Annotated in this window: 19 protein-coding genes; 13 read left to right on the forward strand and 6 right to left on the reverse strand. The window is 69.7% G+C overall.

The features are described 5' to 3' along the window. Positions 1–359: 359 nt before the first annotated feature. The gene (locus FHR21_RS03740) at positions 360–650 is read right to left on the reverse strand and encodes a hypothetical protein (RefSeq protein ID WP_246427009.1); all 291 of its coding nucleotides are present in this window, start codon (positions 648–650) and stop codon (positions 360–362) included. A 92-nt stretch (positions 651–742) separates the two neighbouring features. Between FHR21_RS03740 and FHR21_RS03745 the strand changes: the two genes are divergently transcribed. The 10 genes from FHR21_RS03745 to FHR21_RS03790 all read left to right on the forward strand — a co-directional run bounded on the left by FHR21_RS03745 (position 743) and on the right by FHR21_RS03790 (position 9,783). After that, positions 743–1,150 carry a phage major tail protein, TP901-1 family gene (locus FHR21_RS03745; RefSeq protein ID WP_184095388.1) on the forward strand — a complete coding sequence of 136 codons (408 nt, stop codon included), beginning with the start codon at positions 743–745 and terminating at the stop codon, positions 1,148–1,150. After that, positions 1,147–1,461, forward strand: coding sequence for a GTA-gp10 family protein (locus FHR21_RS03750; protein ID WP_184095390.1), 315 nt, complete (start codon positions 1,147–1,149; stop codon positions 1,459–1,461). Before FHR21_RS03745 ends, FHR21_RS03750 begins: the two co-directional genes overlap by 4 nt. 119 nt (positions 1,462–1,580) lie before the next feature. Further along, positions 1,581–1,727, forward strand: coding sequence for a phage tail assembly chaperone (locus FHR21_RS20790; protein WP_246427010.1), 147 nt, complete (start codon positions 1,581–1,583; stop codon positions 1,725–1,727). Further along, a complete protein-coding gene (locus tag FHR21_RS03760; RefSeq protein ID WP_184095392.1) occupies positions 1,720–2,265 on the forward strand; it encodes a tail tape measure protein in 546 nt (181 codons plus the stop codon). Before FHR21_RS20790 ends, FHR21_RS03760 begins: the two co-directional genes overlap by 8 nt. Next, entirely contained in the window at positions 2,265–4,595 is a 2,331-nt protein-coding gene (locus tag FHR21_RS03765; RefSeq protein ID WP_184095394.1) for a DUF2460 domain-containing protein, read from the forward strand. The genes FHR21_RS03760 and FHR21_RS03765 overlap by 1 nt, the downstream gene beginning before the upstream one ends. Next, a complete protein-coding gene (locus FHR21_RS03770) occupies positions 4,589–5,416 on the forward strand; it encodes a DUF2163 domain-containing protein (RefSeq protein WP_184095396.1) in 828 nt (275 codons plus the stop codon). The genes FHR21_RS03765 and FHR21_RS03770 overlap by 7 nt, the downstream gene beginning before the upstream one ends. Continuing rightward, positions 5,409–5,825, forward strand: coding sequence for an NlpC/P60 family protein (locus FHR21_RS03775; protein ID WP_338113046.1), 417 nt, complete (start codon positions 5,409–5,411; stop codon positions 5,823–5,825). The genes FHR21_RS03770 and FHR21_RS03775 overlap by 8 nt, the downstream gene beginning before the upstream one ends. Positions 5,826–5,897: 72 nt before the next feature. Continuing rightward, on the forward strand, positions 5,898–8,075 hold the full coding sequence (locus tag FHR21_RS03780) for a phage tail protein (RefSeq protein WP_184095398.1): 2,178 nt from the start codon (positions 5,898–5,900) through the stop codon (positions 8,073–8,075). A gap of 12 nt (positions 8,076–8,087) precedes the next feature. Then, positions 8,088–8,540 (forward strand): DUF2793 domain-containing protein, encoded by a 453-nt coding sequence (locus FHR21_RS03785; protein ID WP_184095400.1) that lies wholly within the window; start codon positions 8,088–8,090, stop codon positions 8,538–8,540. Positions 8,541–8,670: 130 nt separating this feature from the next. Beyond that, complete coding sequence (locus FHR21_RS03790) at positions 8,671–9,783, forward strand: OmpA family protein (protein ID WP_184095402.1); 1,113 nt, start codon at positions 8,671–8,673, stop codon at positions 9,781–9,783. A gap of 263 nt (positions 9,784–10,046) precedes the next feature. Here FHR21_RS03790 and FHR21_RS03795 read toward each other — a convergent pair whose 3' ends face one another. Both FHR21_RS03795 and FHR21_RS03800 read right to left on the reverse strand, forming a co-directional pair. Continuing rightward, complete coding sequence (locus tag FHR21_RS03795; RefSeq protein ID WP_184095404.1) at positions 10,047–10,583, reverse strand: DUF1993 domain-containing protein; 537 nt, start codon at positions 10,581–10,583, stop codon at positions 10,047–10,049. A gap of 23 nt (positions 10,584–10,606) precedes the next feature. Further along, positions 10,607–12,412, reverse strand: coding sequence for an ABC transporter transmembrane domain-containing protein (locus FHR21_RS03800; RefSeq protein WP_184095406.1), 1,806 nt, complete (start codon positions 12,410–12,412; stop codon positions 10,607–10,609). Positions 12,413–12,584: 172 nt separating this feature from the next. On the opposite strand from FHR21_RS03800, the gene FHR21_RS03805 reads away from it, so the two are divergent. Further along, positions 12,585–13,814: a polyhydroxyalkanoate depolymerase gene (locus tag FHR21_RS03805; protein WP_184095408.1), complete on the forward strand. Its 1,230-nt coding sequence runs from the start codon at positions 12,585–12,587 to the stop codon at positions 13,812–13,814. Between the two features lie 182 nt (positions 13,815–13,996). Here the strand turns inward: FHR21_RS03805 and FHR21_RS03810 are convergent, their stop codons facing one another. Further along, on the reverse strand, positions 13,997–14,392 hold the full coding sequence (locus tag FHR21_RS03810; RefSeq protein WP_184095410.1) for a YkvA family protein: 396 nt from the start codon (positions 14,390–14,392) through the stop codon (positions 13,997–13,999). A gap of 26 nt (positions 14,393–14,418) precedes the next feature. Between FHR21_RS03810 and FHR21_RS03815 the strand changes: the two genes are divergently transcribed. Next, positions 14,419–15,411 (forward strand): dipeptide epimerase, encoded by a 993-nt coding sequence (locus FHR21_RS03815; protein WP_184095412.1) that lies wholly within the window; start codon positions 14,419–14,421, stop codon positions 15,409–15,411. Here the strand turns inward: FHR21_RS03815 and FHR21_RS03820 are convergent. Then, on the reverse strand, positions 15,408–15,800 hold the full coding sequence (locus FHR21_RS03820; RefSeq protein WP_184095414.1) for a DUF805 domain-containing protein: 393 nt from the start codon (positions 15,798–15,800) through the stop codon (positions 15,408–15,410). The two genes, FHR21_RS03815 and FHR21_RS03820, sit on opposite strands and share 4 nt — an antisense overlap. Positions 15,801–15,865: 65 nt before the next feature. Further along, positions 15,866–16,246: a VOC family protein gene (locus tag FHR21_RS03825; protein ID WP_184095415.1), complete on the reverse strand. Its 381-nt coding sequence runs from the start codon at positions 16,244–16,246 to the stop codon at positions 15,866–15,868. Positions 16,247–16,373: 127 nt separating this feature from the next. On the opposite strand from FHR21_RS03825, the gene soxR reads away from it, so the two are divergent. Next, positions 16,374–16,844, forward strand: coding sequence for a redox-sensitive transcriptional activator SoxR (gene soxR / locus FHR21_RS03830; protein WP_184095417.1), 471 nt, complete (start codon positions 16,374–16,376; stop codon positions 16,842–16,844). Positions 16,845–17,089 lie beyond the last annotated feature (245 nt).

Raw genomic sequence — 17,089 nt, forward strand, 5'->3', positions numbered from 1 at the left:
TTTGATTTTCAGCGGGACCCCGGATCAAGTCGGCGCTTATCGCTTTCGCATCCGTCATCCCGTCATTGCGAGCGGAGCGAAGCAATCCAGAGCGGTTTGCGCGCACTCTGGATTGCTTCGCTCCGCTCGCAATGACGAAGTAAGGAGGCTTACGGATGCCAAGGGTATAATTGCCGATCAAGTCCGGGGTGACGATGACTGGATGGCCGCAACCGGTCGAAGCCGGACGGCCCGTTTTCCATCGGGTTACAGCGAATATCGGTCAATCGAATTTGTCCAGGCCGCCTGGCGGGCAAGCTCGCAAGCCTGTTTATCTCTCCCCTGAAGGGGAGAGAGCGTGAACCCGGACCGGCGCCGGCTCACTCGGCGGGCAGGGTACCCGATTCGCTGTAGTCGACGAATTTCTCGATGAAGTTCGCGTGATAATCCTCGACCTGCATGTCGGCGTCCTCGGTGGCGTCGGCATCCGAGTCGCCGCCCGATTTGTCGAGCACGATCACGGCCTTGCGAAAGGCCTCGCGCTCGGCCTGGCAGACCGTCTTGATCGCGGCCTCGTAATCCGCGGCGGTCTTTTTCGCTTCGAGCGACTTTTTGAGATCGGCGCGGAGGCATTTGGCGAAAGCTTCGCGCGTGTCGGCGGCCGTGGCCATTGGCGACGGCGCTGCGGCAGCCAAGAGCAAGCTGGCGATGAGCATCCTGCGACTCCCCGTTTGCAGATGATTTTGCGCAAGGAGAATAGACCATGGCAATCGAAAATGGGAGCGCTTTTCTGCTCAAGATCGGCGATGGCGCCGCGCCGCCCGCCTATCGCACCGTCGCCGGGCTGCGCACGACGATGGTGTCGGTGAACGGCGAGGCGGTGAACGTCACGACCAAGGAGTCGGGCGGCTGGCGCGAACTGCTGTCGGGCGCCGGCGTGCGGTCGGTGTCGGTGAACGCGGCGGGAATCTTCACCGGGTCCGATGCCGAGGTGCAGGTGCGCGGCCATGCGCTGGCGGGGACGATCGACGATTACCGGCTGAGCTTCGAGAGCGGCGAGCGGATGGAAGGGCGCTTTCTGGTGACGCGCCTCGATTACAGCGGCGATTACAACGGCGAGCGCCAATATGTGCTGAGCCTGGAATCGAGCGGGCCGGTGGTGAGCCTGTGAGCGCGGCGGCGAATCCGCTGCGCGGCGAGGCGGAATTGCGGATCGGCGGGCGGGCGCATGTGCTGCGGCCGAGCTTTGCCGCGCTGGTCGCGGCGGAGGCGGAACTGGGGCCGTTGTTCGCGCTGGTCGAGCGCGCGGCCGATGGCGGGCTGACGCTGAGCGAGCTGGCGGCGCTGTTCTGGCATTGCCTGGCCGAGCGGCCCGAGGCGCTGACGCGCGAGGCGGTCGGCGAAGCGGTGGTGGCCGGGGGGCTGGCGGCGGTGACGCCGGCGCTGCGGGTGCTGCTGGGGCAGATATTGCAGGGGCGGTGATGAAGGAGATGCGGATTGCCCACCCCGCTGCGACTAGCGAGCAAGCTCGCAAGTCTCGCTGCCCCTCCCCTGAAGGGGAGGGGGGAATAGGGGCTGTCGCGCTGCGGCTGGTGGGGGTGATGGCGCGGGTCGCGGGGTGGCGGCCGGGTGAGGTCTGGGCCGCGACGCCCGCCGATATCGCGGCGGTGCTGGCGCCCGAGGCGGAGGCGGGCGGAATCGACCGCGGCGGCCTGACCGCGATGATGGAGCGATGTCCCGATGGATGAGGTGGATGAGATGGTCGTCGCGGTGCGCGCCGACACCGACGGCTTTCGCCGCGATATCGCCGCGATGCGCGACGAATTGGCGGGGCCGCTGGTATCGGCGGCCGACGCCGCGGGGCGCGGGATCGAACGGGCGCTGTCGCGCGCGGTGCTGAGCGGCAAGCTGGGGTTCGAGGATCTGAAGCGGCTGGCGCTGTCGGTGATGAACGAGATCGCGCGTTCGGCGATTTCGGGCGGGCTGGGCGCGCTGGTCGGCGGGGGCGGGCTGGGCGCGGCACTGTCGCTGCTCGGCGCGCCGGGGCGGGCGACGGGCGGGCCGGTGAGCGCCGGGCGCGCCTATCGCGTCGGCGAAAACGGCCCCGAGCTGTTCGTGCCGGCGGCGAGCGGGCGGATCGAGACCGCGGGGGCCGGCGGCGCGCGCAACATCGCGATCACGGTGAATGTACAGGGCGGCGCGGCGAGCGAGCCGCAGCGGCTGGCGCAGACGGGGCGGCAACTGGCGCGCGCGGTGCGGCGGGCGGTGGCCGAGGGGACGGACTGATGGGCTGGGCGCTGGTGGCGGCCGAACCGCATCACAGGAAGGGCTGGGTCAAGCGCTTCGACCCGCGGTTCTGGACCGTCGATTTCGCGCGGCCGATGATGGCGAGCGTGGTGGCGACGGCGCCCGATGCGCTGCGCGTCGAGGCGGTGTTCCATAACAGGCAGGACCTGGCAGGGCTGATCTGGGAGGCCGAGGATCGCTGGGATCATCCGCTGCTCGCCTATGAGACCGGCCGCGATTTCCGGCATACGCAGTTGCGGTTCCGATGGCGGTCGGACGGGGTGAAGCCGCTCGACGCGCTGCACGGGCCGACGCTGACCATCGAGGGGCGCGATGCGGGCGGCGCGCCGCGCGCCTGGTATGTGCGGCTGTGGAACTATGCCGTGGGGGCGGCCGAGGATGCGGTCGTTACCCTCGATTTCGATGCGCTCGACGGCGGCTTCCTGCTGCCGGGCGAGGCGGACCCGGTGTGGGCGGGCGATATCGACCGGATGTTCGTGTCGCTGGTCGCGCCCGATTACGACCTGAGCGAGGGCGTGCTGGCGGCGCCGGCCGAGGGGTGGGCCGAGATGCGCGACATCGCCTGCACCGGTTCGGGGTCGGTGCTGGCGATCGGCGACGCGGTGCTGCCCGAGCATGGGCTGGGAATCGCGAACGGCTATGACGATTGCTACCACCTGACCCCGGCGCGGGTGGTGCGGCAGGTCGTCGGGCTCGGCTATCGCGGCGATGTCGTTCATTATGTCGGGATGAGCCATTTCATGCGGCTGACGGCGGCGGGCGGCGGCTTTGCGGTCAACGCGGCGGGCGGGGTTCTCAACGCGCCGGCGGCGGCGTGGCACGCGGCGCTGGCCGGGGAATGCAAGGCGGCGGGGCTGGGGCTGATCTGGTCGCTGTCCTATGAACTGTTCGATGCCTATTGCCCCGCGGACTGGAAGCAGCGCGATGCGGCGGGCGCGCCGGCGCTGACCGGATGGGTGCCGCCCTCGACCCTGCTGTCGCCGGCGAATGCGGCGGCGATGGCGTGGTTGCAGGCGGCGGCGCGTGCCTTCGTGGGAATCGCGGTCGCGGCGGAGCTGGCGGTCAGGTTCCAGGTCGGCGAGCCTTGGTGGTGGGTGGCCGAGGACGCGCGCATCTGTGCCTATGACGATGCGACGACGACGGCGCTGGGGGCGGCGAGCGTGGCGATTGCCGATGTGCGCGGCCCCCTCGACGCGGGGCAGCGGGCGATGCTCGATGCGCTGGGCGGGCTGCTGGCGGCATCGACCGCGGCGCTGGTCGCGGCGGCGCGCGATGCGGCGGGGGAGGCGGGGCTGGTCAGCTATCTGCTCGTCTTCCTGCCGAGCGTGCTCGACCCGGCGGCGCCCGAACTGCGGCGCGCCAATGTGCCATTGGGCTGGGCGGCGCCGGCGTTCGATGTGCTGCAGCTCGAGGATTATGACTGGGTGACCGGCGGGCGCGGGGCCGAGACCGCGGGCGCGCGCGCGGCGATGATCGCCCGGCTCGGCTATCCGCCGGGGGACCAGCATTATTTCGCGGGGTTCGTGCTGAAAGGCGAGGATCGGGCGCTGTGGGCGCCGATCGCCGAGGCCGCCGCGGCGGCGCGGCGGGCGGGGGTGGCGCGGACGTTCGTCTGGGCGCTGCCGCAGGTCGCGCGCGACGGGTTAACGGCCTTCGATGGCGAGGATGAGGAGGCGGATGTGCAGGCATATGATGCGGTGGACTTTCCGCTCGCGATCGGACGCGAGGCGCTGGTCGTCACCGAATTCTCGACCCAGATCGTCAGCTCGCCTTCTGGCCACGAGCAGCGCGCGAGCGAATGGGCCGAGGCGCGGATGCGCTACGACGCGGGGCCGGGGCTGCGCTCCGAGGCGGATGTGCGGGCACTGACGGATTTCTTCCGCGCCCGCCGCGGAGCGGCGCGGGCGTTCCGCTTTCGCGATCCGTTCGACCAGAGTTCGGCCGTCGACGGCGGGGCGCCGGGGCCGACCGACCAGCGGCTCGGCTTCGGCGACGGCAGCCGGCGGCAGTTCGCGCTGGTCAAGCTGTATGGCGCAGGCGAGGCGGTGCAGGAACGCCGCATCCGGCTGCCGGTCGCGGGCAGCGTGCGGGTGGCGGTCGACGGGGTCGAGACGGCGGCCTTTTCGCTGACGGACGCGGGCGAGCTGCTGCTCGACGCGGCGCCGGCGGTGGGGGCGGAGGTGCGCGCGGGCTTTCAGTTCGACGTGCCGGTGCGCTTTGCCGAGGATCGGCTGGAGGCGAGCCGCGCGACCTTTCTGGCGGGCGAACTGGCGAGCGTGCCGCTGGTCGAGGTGCGGGCGCCATGGTGATGGACGCTGCGCCCGACTGGCTGCGCGAGGAGCTGGTGACGCTCGCCTGGTGCTGGCGGCTGTCGCGGCGCGACGGGGTGGTCGTCGGGCTGACCTCGCACGACCGCGACCTGACGGTCGGCGGCATATATTATCGCGCGGCGCCGGGGATGAAGCCGTCGGCGGTCGAAACGAGCGACGCGATCGAGACCGGAACGCTCGACCTGGAGGGTGCGATCGCGAGCGACGCGATCGCGGCGCGCGACCTCGACGCGGGGCGTTGGGACGGGGCGGCGCTGGCGCTGTTCGTGACCGACTGGAGCGCGCCCGAAGCGGCGCCGGTGACCGTGGCGCGCGGGACGCTGGGCGCGGTCGAGCGGCGCGGCGCGGCCTTTGCGGCGGAATTGCAGGGCGTGGTGCGGGCGCTCGACGGGCCGGTGTGCCCGGCAACCTCGCCTTCGTGCCGCGCGGCGCTCGGCGACCGGGGGTGCCGGGTCGACCTGGCGCCGCGCACGCATATACGGCGCGTCGTCGCGGTCGACGGGCGCGCGGTGACGCTCGACAGCGCGGCGCCCGCGGGCGCGATGACGTTCGGCGAGTTGATGTGGATGGAAGGCCCCGCTTGCGGGCTGGCGAGCCCCGTGATCGGCGAGGCGGGGGCCGTGCTGGCGCTGGCCGAGGTGCCGCCCTTCGATGTCGGAGCGCCGGTGCGGGTACGACTGGTCGAAGGGTGCGACAAGCAGCTTGCGACGTGCCGGGCGCGGTTCGGCAATGCCGTCAATTTTCGCGGCGAGGCGCAGCTTCCCGGCAACGACCTGCTGACGCGCTATCCCGGTGGATGAGCCGGGCGTGCGGGCCTTTGCGGCGGCGCGGGCGATGGTCGGGGTGCGATTTCGGCGGCAGGGATGCGATCCGGCGACCGGGCTCGACTGCGTGGGGCTGGTGTGGGCGGCCTATGCCGCGGCGGGGCGGAGGCTGGTGCGGCCGGCCGATTATCCGCTGCGTGGGTGGGCACGCGAGCGGGTCGAGGCGGCACTGGTCGCGGCGAGCTTTGCGCCGGCGGGGGACGCGCGAAGCGGCGATGTCGGGCTGATCGCGCTGGCGGCGGGGCAGTTTCATCTGGGGGTGATCGGGGCGGAGAGCTTCGTTCACGCCCATGCCGGGCTGCGGCGGGTGGTCGAGACGCCGCTGGGCGCTTTGGGTGACGTGGTGCGGTGGCGGCTCAGGGCAGGCCCACCCTGCTGCGACTAGGCAGCAAGCTGCCAAGTCTCGCTGCCCCTCCCGCAGGCGGGAGGGGAAATTCGGGTGATCGGGAGGGGTGCGATGGCGACTTTGGTGCTGACGGTGGTCGGCGGGATCGTCGGTGGGCCGGTCGGGGCGGCGCTGGGGGCGGCGATCGGGCGGCAGGCGGATGCGGCGATCTTTGCGCCCAAGGGCCGCGAGGGGCCGCGGCTGGCCGACCTGAAGGTGCAGGCGTCGACCTATGGCCAGCAGATTCCGCGGCTGTTCGGAACGATGCGCGTCGCGGGCAGCGTGGTCTGGGCGACCGACCTGATCGAGCGGCGGACGAAGAGCGGCGGCGGCAAGGGGCGGCCGTCGGTGACCGAATATAGCTATGCGGTGTCGCTGGCGGTGGCGCTGTCGTCGCGGCGCGTGCGCAGGATCGGGCGGATCTGGGCCGACGGCAATCTGCTGCGCGGCGCGAGCGGGAGTTTCAGGGAGCGCTGCACCTTTCGCTGGCATGACGGCAGCGAGGACCAGGCGGTCGATCCGCTGATCGCGTCGGCGGTCGGCGCGGGCAGCGCGAGCGCATTTCGCGGGCTGGCCTATGCGGTGTTCGAGGAGCTGGAACTCGGCAGTTTCGGCAATCGCATCCCGTCGCTGACCTTCGAGGTCGAGGCGGATGCGGGCGATATCGACGCCGGGCTGGTCGGCGATACGCTGCTTGGCGAGACGGGGCGTTGCCTCGGCCGCTGGCCGTTCGGCGGCTATGCGGCGTCGGGCGACCGGGTGCGCGAGGCGCTGGCGCCGTTGTTCGCGGCCGACGGGACGCGGCTGGCGAGCGCGCCCGACGGCTGGCGGCTGGCGCCGACGAGCCTGGCGGGCGATGCGCTGGCGCTGGCCGATTTCCGCGAGGCGCGAAGCCGCGAGGCGGCGCGCGACCGGATCGAGCAGCGCCGCGCGCCGCTCGCGGCGCTGCCGGGCACGATCCGGCTGCGCCATTATGCGCCCGAGCGCGACTATCAACTGGGGCAGCAGGCGAGCGCCGTGGCGGGCGGCGGCGCGCGCGAGGAGGCGATCGACCTGCCGGCGGTGCTGGCGGCCGATGCGGCGCGCGGACTGGCGCGGCAGCTTGCCGCGGCCGCCGCCGACGGACGCGAAACCTGCGTGTGGCAGGCCGATCTGGCGGCGCTGGCGCTGCCGGTCGGTGGGCGGGTGGTGCTGGCGGACGGGACGATCTGGCGGCTCGCGCGGCGCCGGGTGAAGGGCGCCGGGATCGAGATCGAGCTTTGCCGGTATCAGCCGCTGGATGCAGCGGCGGTCGCGGCCGATCCGGGGGCGCCGGTGACGGCGCCCGACTGGCCCGATGCCGAAGGCGCGGTGCGGCTGTTCGACCTGCCGTCGATCGGCAGCCCGGTTGCCGCCACGCCGCGGCTGGTCGTCGCGGCGGCGGGGAGCAACGATGGCTGGCGCGGCGCCGATTGCTGGGTCGTGCCCGCCCCCGATGCCGAGCCGGTCGCGCTGGGGTCGGTGCGGCCCGCGGCGGCGCTGGGGGCGCTCGCCGCGCCGCTGGAGGCCGGAAGCGCCTTCCTGATCGATCGGGCGCATGCGGCGCTCGTCACCCTGGTCAATCCGTCGATGACGCTGGAATCGGTGAGCGAGGCGATGCTGCTCGCCGGCGCCAATCGCGCCATGATCGGGAACGAACTGGTGCAGTTCGGCGGCGCCGAGCAGCTCGGCCCGGCGCTGTGGCGGCTGACACGGCTGCTGCGCGGGCGTGCGGGGACCGAGGTTGCGGCGGCGCATGGGACGGGCACGCCCTTCGTGTTGCTCGACGATCCGGCGCTGCTGCCCGTCCCTACCGAGATCGCGGGCTGGGCCGCGAGCGGAGCGGCGGTGCTGCAATGGGCGGATCGCAACGGCACGGCGGTGACCGAGGTTCCGATTCCCGCAGCGGCGCAGGCGTTGCGGCCGCTGTCGCCGGTGCAGGGGCGCATGACGCCCGACGGCGCGGGCGGGGTGACCGCCGCATGGACGCGCCGCAGCCGCCTCGACACCGGCTGGCGCGATGGGATCGACCTGGCGCTGGGCGAAAGCCGCGAGCTTTACCGGGTTGCGACGCTGCCCGCGGTCGCCGGCGTCGGCCCGTGGGAACCGGGCGAGGCGTCGCTTTCCCTCGACGCGGCGATGCTTGCCGCGCTGCCGCCGGGCACGGCGCTCGACATCCGCCAGGTCGGCGATTTCGGGCTTTCGCCGCCGCTGATCCTTCCCCTGACGTAAAGGAAAATCCCGATGACCGATCTGCCGACGACCGCGCGCTTCCGGCTTCCGCTCCTCGCCGCCGCGCAGGCGCAGAAGGAGATCACGCACAATGAGGCGCTGACCCTGCTCGACGCGCTGGTCCAGCCGGTGATCGAGGCCGGGCCGCAGGACGATCCGCCGTCAGCGCCGACGGCCGGGCACGGCTGGCTGGTCGGCGGCGCGCCGACCGGGGATTGGACCGAAGCCGCTGGAATGATCGCGGTTTATACCGCAGGCGGATGGCGCTTCGTCGAACCGCGCGCCGGGATGCGGCTGTTGCGCCTGTCCGACGGAGGCTGGCTCCGTTTCGACGGGAGCGGCTGGAGGGGGCCGGAGGCGGTCGCGAGTCCCTTGGGCGGTGCGATCGTCGACTCCGAAGCGCGCGCCGCGATCGATGCGCTGATTTTGCATCTATCGGCGCATGGCCTTCTGATTGCAGGCTGATTTTCGGTTTCGCGATGCACAAAGTGCGGCTTTTTGGCAACAGATTGGCGATTTGTTGGCTTGCGTGGAACCAAAGCGACGAGTAGGACGTCTGACGAGACGTAAATCTCAATTGAAAGGGGAATCTATTATGAGGAAGCTTGCCGTCGCCGTGGCGTTGGCCTCCACTGCCCTTGCGTCGCCTGCCCTTGCGCGCGACAACTCCTGGTATGTGGGAGTCGGCGGTGGTGTGATGCTCGTCGAGGACATGGACCTCGACATCGGCTCCATCGATAATGCCGGCACCGTCGAACATCGTAAAGGCTATGATTTCGAAGGTACCGTCGGCTATGACTTCGGCGCGTTCCGCGCGGAAGTCGAGGTTGGCTATCGCGAAGCCGACATCAAGGAAGGCCGCTTCGTTGCGCCGGGGATTCCCTCGCAGGCCAATGGCACGGGCTCGTTTGTCGGCTCGACGCCGCTGAACGGCGATTCGAACGCCCTGAGCTTCATGGTCAACGGCATGTTCGACTTCGGCGACGACGATGGCCTGCAGGGCTTCGTCGGCGGTGGTGCCGGTGTCGCGCGCGTCGATTTCGCGCCGGTCTTCGCCGGCCCGTTCATCGACGATTCGGACACGGGCTTCGCCTGGCAGGCGATCGCGGGTATCCGCGCGCCGCTCACCAAGAACTGGGACGCCGGCCTGAAGTATCGTTTCTTCAACGCCAGCGGTCTGGATCTGGTCGATCAGGCCGGTCGCGACGTTTCGACGCGCTTCCGTTCGCACTCGATCCTGGGCACGCTGACCTACAACTTCGGTGGCGCGGAAGCTCCGCCCCCGCCGCCCCCGCCGCCCCCGCCGCCTCCGCCGCCCCCCCCGCCGCCCCCGCCGCCTCCGCCGCCGGTGGTCTGCGAGCCTGGGCCGTACATCGTGTACTTCGACTGGGATCAGTCGGCGATCACGCCCGAAGCGGCTTCGACGCTGGACAATGCGATCAGCGCCTACAACCAGGGCTGCAGCGGTCAGCAGGTCATGCTCGCCGGTCACGCCGACCGTTCGGGTTCGGCCACGTACAACGTCGGTCTGTCGCAGCGTCGCGCCGATGCCGTGAAGGCCTATCTGACGGCCCGCGGCGTTGCCGATACGGCGGTCACGACCGAAGCGTTCGGCGAGACCCGTCCGGCCGTTGCGACCGCCGATGGCGTCCGCAACGACCAGAACCGTCGCGTGGAAATCACTTACGGTCCGGGTTCGGGCATGTAAGACCGGTTTCCATTCCCGACAGGGACTGGATGAAAAAGAGGGGCGGCATCGAAAGGTGCCGCCCTTTCTTTGTCGTCATACAAGCCTGTTTCGGGGGGATGGCCGGACCTCTGCGTGGCGCAGGTCCGGGCGGCTAGAGGGGGCGCGCATTCGCGGCCGAAGAAGATGGGCCACGCGGCGGCGCGGCGAAATCGAGGAGGGACGCGAAGCCGCTCGATGCTCCGCATCCGCGCACCGGGGCGCGGGTCGACGGTCGGGATCGATCAGGCGGCGGGCGCGGTTCCCGGCCGCAGATGCTGCATCATGTAGCTGGCATAATCGGCCTTGCCGAGCGGCACGCCCATGTGGCGCAGGATCGCATAGGCGGCGACGATGTGAAAATAAAACTGAGGCAGCGCCCAGTCGCGGACATAGTCGAGGGCGCGGAGGTCGAAGACCATGCCGTTCGGCAGCGAGAATTCGACCGGCCGGTCGGCGTCGTCGCCGAACGCCGCGGGATCGAGTGCGTCGAGCCAGGCGAGCGTCTGCGCGATCTGCGCCTGCATTCCCGCGAAATCGGACGCATCATCGGCGAAATCGGGCGCGCCGCTCGCGCCGAGGCGGGTGGCGGCCTGAAGCGCCTGGCCGCAGGAGAAGCGGATCTGGGTGGCGAGCGGGAACATGTCGGGCGCGAGGCGCGCCGCGAGCAACTGCAACTCGCCGACGCCATTGCTCTCGCCCCAGGTCAGGGCCTTGGCGAGCTGGCCGGACAGCGCGGTCAGCGCGTTGCGCCAGGCGGGAACGGTCAGGCTGTGCAGCATGTCGGAAACTCCTGTGCGGCCGGTCAGGCGACGGCGAGATTATCCTGGAATTGCAGGCGCGCGAGGCGGGCGTAGAGGCCGTCGGCGGCGACGAGGTCGTCGTGGCGACCCTCTTCGACGATGCGGCCTTCGTCCATCACGACGATGCGGTCGGCGGCGCGCACGGTGGCGAGGCGGTGCGCGATGACGATCGTCGTGCGGTCGTGCATCAGCGCCTCGAGCGCGTCCTGCACCAGCCGTTCGGATTCGGCGTCGAGCGCCGAGGTCGCTTCGTCGAGCAGCAGCAGCGGCGCGCGGCGCAGCAGGGCGCGGGCGATGGCGATGCGCTGGCGCTGGCCGCCCGACAATCGGGCGCCGCCCTCGCCCATGAAGGTGTCGAGTCCCTGCGGCAGCTTGCGCAGGAACTCCTCGGCGTTGGCGGCGCGCGCCGCCTCCCACAGTTCCTCGTCGGTCGCTGTCCAGTTGCCGTAGCGCAGATTGTCGCGCGCCGAGGCGGCGAAGATCACCGTTTCCTGCGGCACCATCGCGATGCGCGCGCGGATGGCGGCGGGGTCGGCGGCGGTCAGCGGCACGCCATCGAGGCGGATCTCGCCCGCCTGCGGGTCGTAGAAGCGCTCGGCGAGCTGGAAGAGGGTCGACTTGCCGGCGCCCGACGGGCCGACGATCGCGACCGTCTCGCGCGGCCGGATGGCGAGCGAGAAATCGTGGAGCGCGGCGGTGTCGGGGCGCGTCGGATAGCGGAATTCGACGCCCGCGAATTCGAGCGTGCCCATCGGCGGCTCGGGCAGGGGCAGCGGGTCGGCCGGCGGGGCGATGGCGGGTTCGGCGTGGAGCAGCTCGCTCAGCCGCTCGGCGGCGCCGGCCGCGCGCAGCAGGTCGCCATAGACTTCGGTGAGCGCGCCGAACGCACCGGCGACGAGACCGCCGGTCAGCACGAAGGCGGCGATGGTGCCGCCGGTGATCGTCCCCGCCGCGACGCCCTCGGCCCCGTACCAGAGCAGGGTCGTGATCGCGCCGAAGAGCAGGCCGATGACGGTCGCGGTGATGAGCGCGCGCAGGCGGATGCGGCGCTTCGCGGTCGCGAAATTGCTTTCGACCGCGCTGCCGAAGCGTTCGGCCTCGCGCGCTTCCTGCCCGAAGGCCTGGACGATCTTCATCGCGCCGAGTTGCTCGGACGTCGTGGCGCCGATGTCGGCGACCCTGTCCTGGCTGGTGCGCGAAATGGTCTGGAGCCGCCGCCCGAGCAGCACGATCGGCATGATGATGACCGGGATGCCGATCAATATGCCGCCGGTCAGCGTCGGCGACAGGGTGAAGAGATAGACGATGCCGCCGACGCCCATGACCAGATTGCGCAGCGCGACCGAGACGGTGGTGCCGACGACCTGTTCGATGATCGCGGTATCCGACGTCATGCGCGAGGCGATCTCCGACGGGCGGTTTTCCTCGAAGAAGCCGGGGGCGAGGCGGAGCAGGTTGCGCTGCACCGCCTGGCGGATGTCGGCGACGGTGCGCTCGCCGAGCCAGCTCACGAAATAGAAGCGCAGCGCGGTGGCGAGTGCGAGGGCGAGGACGATGACATAGAAAAGGCGGAAATGCGGCGCGACATCGCCACCGCCGGCGACGAAGCCGCTGTCGATCATCGCCTTGAACTGCCAGGGGATCGCAAGCGTCGCGAGCGCCGCGATGCCGAGCGCGACCGCCGCGACGATGACCTGGAACGGATAGCGGCTCGCATAGCGCCAGATCATCCGCAGGCTGCCGAGCTTGCGGGGACGCGGCTCCGGGGGCTGGGCGGAAGGGGCTTTTTGGTCGGGTGCGGTCGCCATCGCGCATCGCCCTAGCAGCCGGGGCGCCGCCGCTCAACGCCGCATAATCGCGCCCCGCTTCACGTCGCTTGAAGCAGGACGAAATGATGCGTTGCACAATGAGATCGATGCCCTAACATGCCGGCCGAAACAGGGCGCCGGCAGAGCGTCCGACCGGACGCAAGGACCTTCGATGCTTTATCACGCTTTCGACATGCAGAAATCCTGGCTTGCGGGGGCGAGCGCGCTCGCCACCGCGGGGGCGCAGGCGATGCAGCACCCCGCCAACCCGCTCGGCTATTTCGGCGCCAGCCCGCTGTTCGCTTCGGCGCTTGAGGTGTTCGCCCACGCCGCGGCGCCGCGCGGCAAGCCCGCCTTCGACCTCTACGAAACGGTGGTGGACGGTGAGACGGTGCGGGTGTCGGAAGCGGTCGAGGCGCGCAAGCCCTTCGGCCAGCTCAAGCATTTCAAGCACAAGGGCACGCCAAAAGGAGCGGGGGCCGCGCCCAAGCTGCTGATCGTCGCGCCGATGTCGGGCCATTATGCGACGCTGCTGCGCGGCACGGTCGAGCGGATGCTGCCGGGGCACGACGTCTGGATCACCGACTGGCGCGACGCGCGCAACGTGCCGCTGCAAGCCGGCAAGTTCGATCTCGACGATTATATCGACTATCTGATCGCGTGGCTCGAGCATATCGGGCCGGGCGCGCATGTGCTGGCGGTGTGCCAGCCGTCGGTGCCCTGCTATGCCGCCGCGGCGGTCATGGCGGCGTCGAAGCACGCGTGCCGGCCGCGGACGCTGACGATGATGGGCGGGCCGATCGACACCCGCAAGGCGCCGACCGCGGTCAACCAGCATGCGACGACGCGGCCCTATGCCTGGTTCCAGGAAAATGTCATCGCCACCGTGCCCGCCTGGTATCCGGGCGCCGGGCGCCGCGTCTATCCGGGCTTCCTTCAGCTTGCCGGCTTCATGGCGATGAACCTGGGCAACCACATGATGAGCCATTGGGAGATGTTCAAGCATCTGGTCGACGGCGATGGCGAGAGCGCCGACAAGACCAAGCTATTCTATGACGAATATCGCTCGGTCTGCGACATGACCGCCGAATTCTATCTGCAGACGGTCGACGCGGTGTTCCAGCGCCACCTGCTGCCCAGGGGCGCGTTCGAGCATCGCGGCAAGGCGGTCGATCCGAACGCGATCGCCGATATCGGGCTGCTCGCCATCGAGGGCGAACGCGACGATATATCGGGAATCGGCCAGACCAAGGCGGCGCTGACGCTCGCCAAGTCTCTGCCGGCGGCCAAGAAGAAATATCTGATGGCGAAGGGCGTCGGCCATTACGGCATCTTCAACGGCCGCAAATGGCGCGAGGAGATCGCACCGGTGGTGGAGGAGTGGATTCGCAGCAACGGGTGAGAATGGCGGGTTTCGGCCGATAACAGCCGTAGCCCCCGCGAAGGCGGGGGCCGCCGTCGTCTTACGCAGCGGCGCAGGAATAAGCCTCCAGCGGCCCCCGCCTTCGCGGGGGCGACGAGTTATGCAATATCCGCTCACCACCCCAAAACGGCCGCTCGAACCGTTCGTTTCGAACGACGCGTTCAATGCCAGGGCGACGTTCGTACGCTCCAGTAGAGGATGGTGAGCAGCCCTGCCCAGATCAGCAGGACGGCGATCATGCCGGCGCGGCTCGAGGGGCGGTTGCCTGCGGCTTCGGCGGCGGCGTGGAGGTCGGCCCAGAGCGGGTCGGGGATCAGGCGCCGCACCGCCCACAGGCCGATCGGCACGAGGATCAGGTCGTCGAGCCAGCCGAGCACGAGGATGAAATCCGGAATCAGGTCGATCGGCGACAGCGCGTAGGCGGCGACCGCGACGGCGAGCAGGCGCGCGAGCGGTGGGGTGCGCGGGTCGCGGGCGGCGAGCCAGGCGGCATGCGCCTCGACGGCGAGACGGTGGCCGAGGTCGGCGATGCGTTCGGAAAGGGATTTGCCGGGCATGTCGCGGCATATTAGGGTTACACCCGATGACGATCCAACTGAAAAGCGTGCGCGTCGAACGCTGGCCGGTCGCGGGCGAATTCGTGATTGCGCGCGGGGCCACGGATCATGTCGACGTCGTCGTCGCCGAGGTCGAGGCGGACGGCGCGATCGGGCGCGGCGAGGGCACGCCGATCGCTTATCAGGGCGAGGCGGCGGCGGGATGCCGCGACCAGTTGCTGCGCGTCGCGCCGCATCTTTCGGACCTGGACGCGGCCGAGGCGCGGGCGGCGGTGCAGGACCTGCTCGGGGCCGGCGCGGCGCGCAACGCGCTCGATTGCGCGCTGTGGGATCTGGAGACGCGGCAGCGCGGCCTGTCGCTCTGGCATCTCGCCGGGCTCGACGCGCCGCCGACGCCGCGGACGACCGCCTTCACCATCTCGCTCGCCGCGCCCGATCGGATGGCGGCCCAGGCGTTGGCGGCGGCGAGCGAGGGGTGGCGGCTGCTCAAGCTCAAGCTGACCGGCGAGGGTGATCGGGCGCGGGTCGCCGCGGTGCGCGACGGCGCGCCCGACGCGCGGCTGATCGTCGACGCCAATGAAAGCTGGGGGCAGCTCGACCTGCTCGGCGAGGCCGAGGCGCTTGCCGAACTGGGGGTCGAACTGATCGAACAGCCGGTGCCGGTGGGTACCGACGCGCTGCTCGACGGCATCTACGCCCCACTGCCCTTCGTCGCCGACGAAAGCTGTCATACCGCCGCCGACATCGCGCGGATCGGCACCTTCTATGACGGGGTGAACATCAAGCTCGACAAGGCAGGCGGGCTGACCGAGGCGCTGCGCCTCGCCGATGCGGCCGATGCCGCGGGGCTGGGCATCATGGTCGGCTGCATGCTGTCGACCAGCCTCGCGATCGCGCCGGCCTTCGTTCTCGCGCAACGCGCGCGCTGGGTCGACCTCGACGGCCCCGCGCTGCTGGCGCGCGACCGCGAGGATGGGTTCCGGTTCGAGGGGGGGCGGATCAAATTGCCGTCGCTCTAATAGATGCGTTCGTTCTCCGGGACATCCGCTGTGACGGCTGCGGCGCAAATGGCGAGCAGCATGGCTGTCGCCGAGACATTCCAATAATAGGGCCCGATCGGAATGACGATCGCCAGAACCGTCAGGATCAACCAGCCCCGTGAGATACCCGCCGATCGAAATCGGCGCGCGGTCAAGATGAACAGGCCAATGAGATAAGCAAGGCCGACGACGAAAAAAGTCAAACCCAAAGGCGTGGACGAGAAATGGACTGTTCCGCGACTGCCATATAACCAAATGGCGGCAAGCAGCAGAATTTCAGCAGGAATAATCAACGAGAGCCACCGGCGATACTCGTCGCGGCTGGTGTAGCCATGCCACGCAAAATGTCGGGCGAACCATGCGTTCATGCGATCTTATTGCCTGAGCAAGAACGGGTGTCCAGTCGCTGGCGTTGCGTCGTAAAATTTGGAACTCAGGCATAGCTGACCACTTCATATTCGATGCCGTCGGGGTCGAGGAAATAGAAGCGGCGGCCGGGGGCGTAGTCGGCGTGGGCGAAGGGGGCGAGGCCGACCGCCTTCACCCGGTCTTCGGTCGCGTCGAGATCGTCGACTTGCACCCCGACATGGTTGAGCGGCTCGCCCTTCGGGTAACGCCGGTCGGCATGCTCGCCGTCTGGGCCGGTGTAGAGAGCCAGATAGGCGCGGTCGCTGCCGACGTGGATGGTCGTACCGCCGTCGCGGGCGGGGCCGCGCCAGCGTTCGTGCCAGCCGAAGATCGCCGACAGCAGGCGCGCGGTGCGTTCGGGGTCGCTGACGGTGACATTTACATGCTCGATGAACGGGGACCTCACGATATTCTCCTGATTCGGGTTGACGCGCGGCATTATGCAATCTCAAGTGAGGTTTAGATCAATAGGCTTGTTCGTCCTTACGATCCCGGCCTTCGCCGGGGCCGCAACGCCATGGAGGAAAGATCCGATGCACCGCACCGATGTGATCGCGATCGGCGAGCTGGCGGCGCGCACCGGTGTCGCGGTGTCGGCGATCCGCTTCTACGAGGCGAAGGGGCTGATCGCGTCGCTGCGCAGCAGCGGTGGGCAGCGACGCTTCCTGCGCGCCGATATTCGCCGCGTGTCGTTCATCCTGATTGCGCAGCAGCTTGGGCTCAGCCTCGAGGAGATCGCCCTGGAACTGGCGCGGCTCCCGGCACAGCGGACACCGAACGCCGCCGACTGGACGCGGATCAGCACCGCTCTGCGCGCGCGGATCGACGCGCGGATTTCGGCGCTCGAACGCACGCGCGAATTGCTCGACCAGTGCATCGGCTGCGGCTGCCTGTCGCTGAAGAAATGCGGGCTCTACAACGTACAGGACAAGGCAGCGCAGCGCGGCGCCGGGCCGCGCTATCTGCTCGGCGACCGGGCGGGGGAGATTGCGGAGGTGAGGTGAGACAAATTGCCTTTGATGTCCGCTTTGGGGTGGGAAGCGGCCATTCACCCCATTTTGTCATTCCCGCGAAAGCGGGAATCCAGGGGTTGGGTTAGCCTACGCACGCTCTAGATTCCCGCTTTCGCGGGAATGACAAGGTTATGAAATGCCGATCATCGCCTGTCGATCGTTTCCGCCCCTCCCGATTCATAAGGTCCTGCATCGGGCGGACTCTCGTGCCCGTTCGTGTCTCGTGGTTAGATACA

This window comes from Sphingopyxis panaciterrulae, from assembly GCF_014199295.1.
GTDB lineage: Bacteria > Pseudomonadota > Alphaproteobacteria > Sphingomonadales > Sphingomonadaceae > Sphingopyxis > Sphingopyxis panaciterrulae.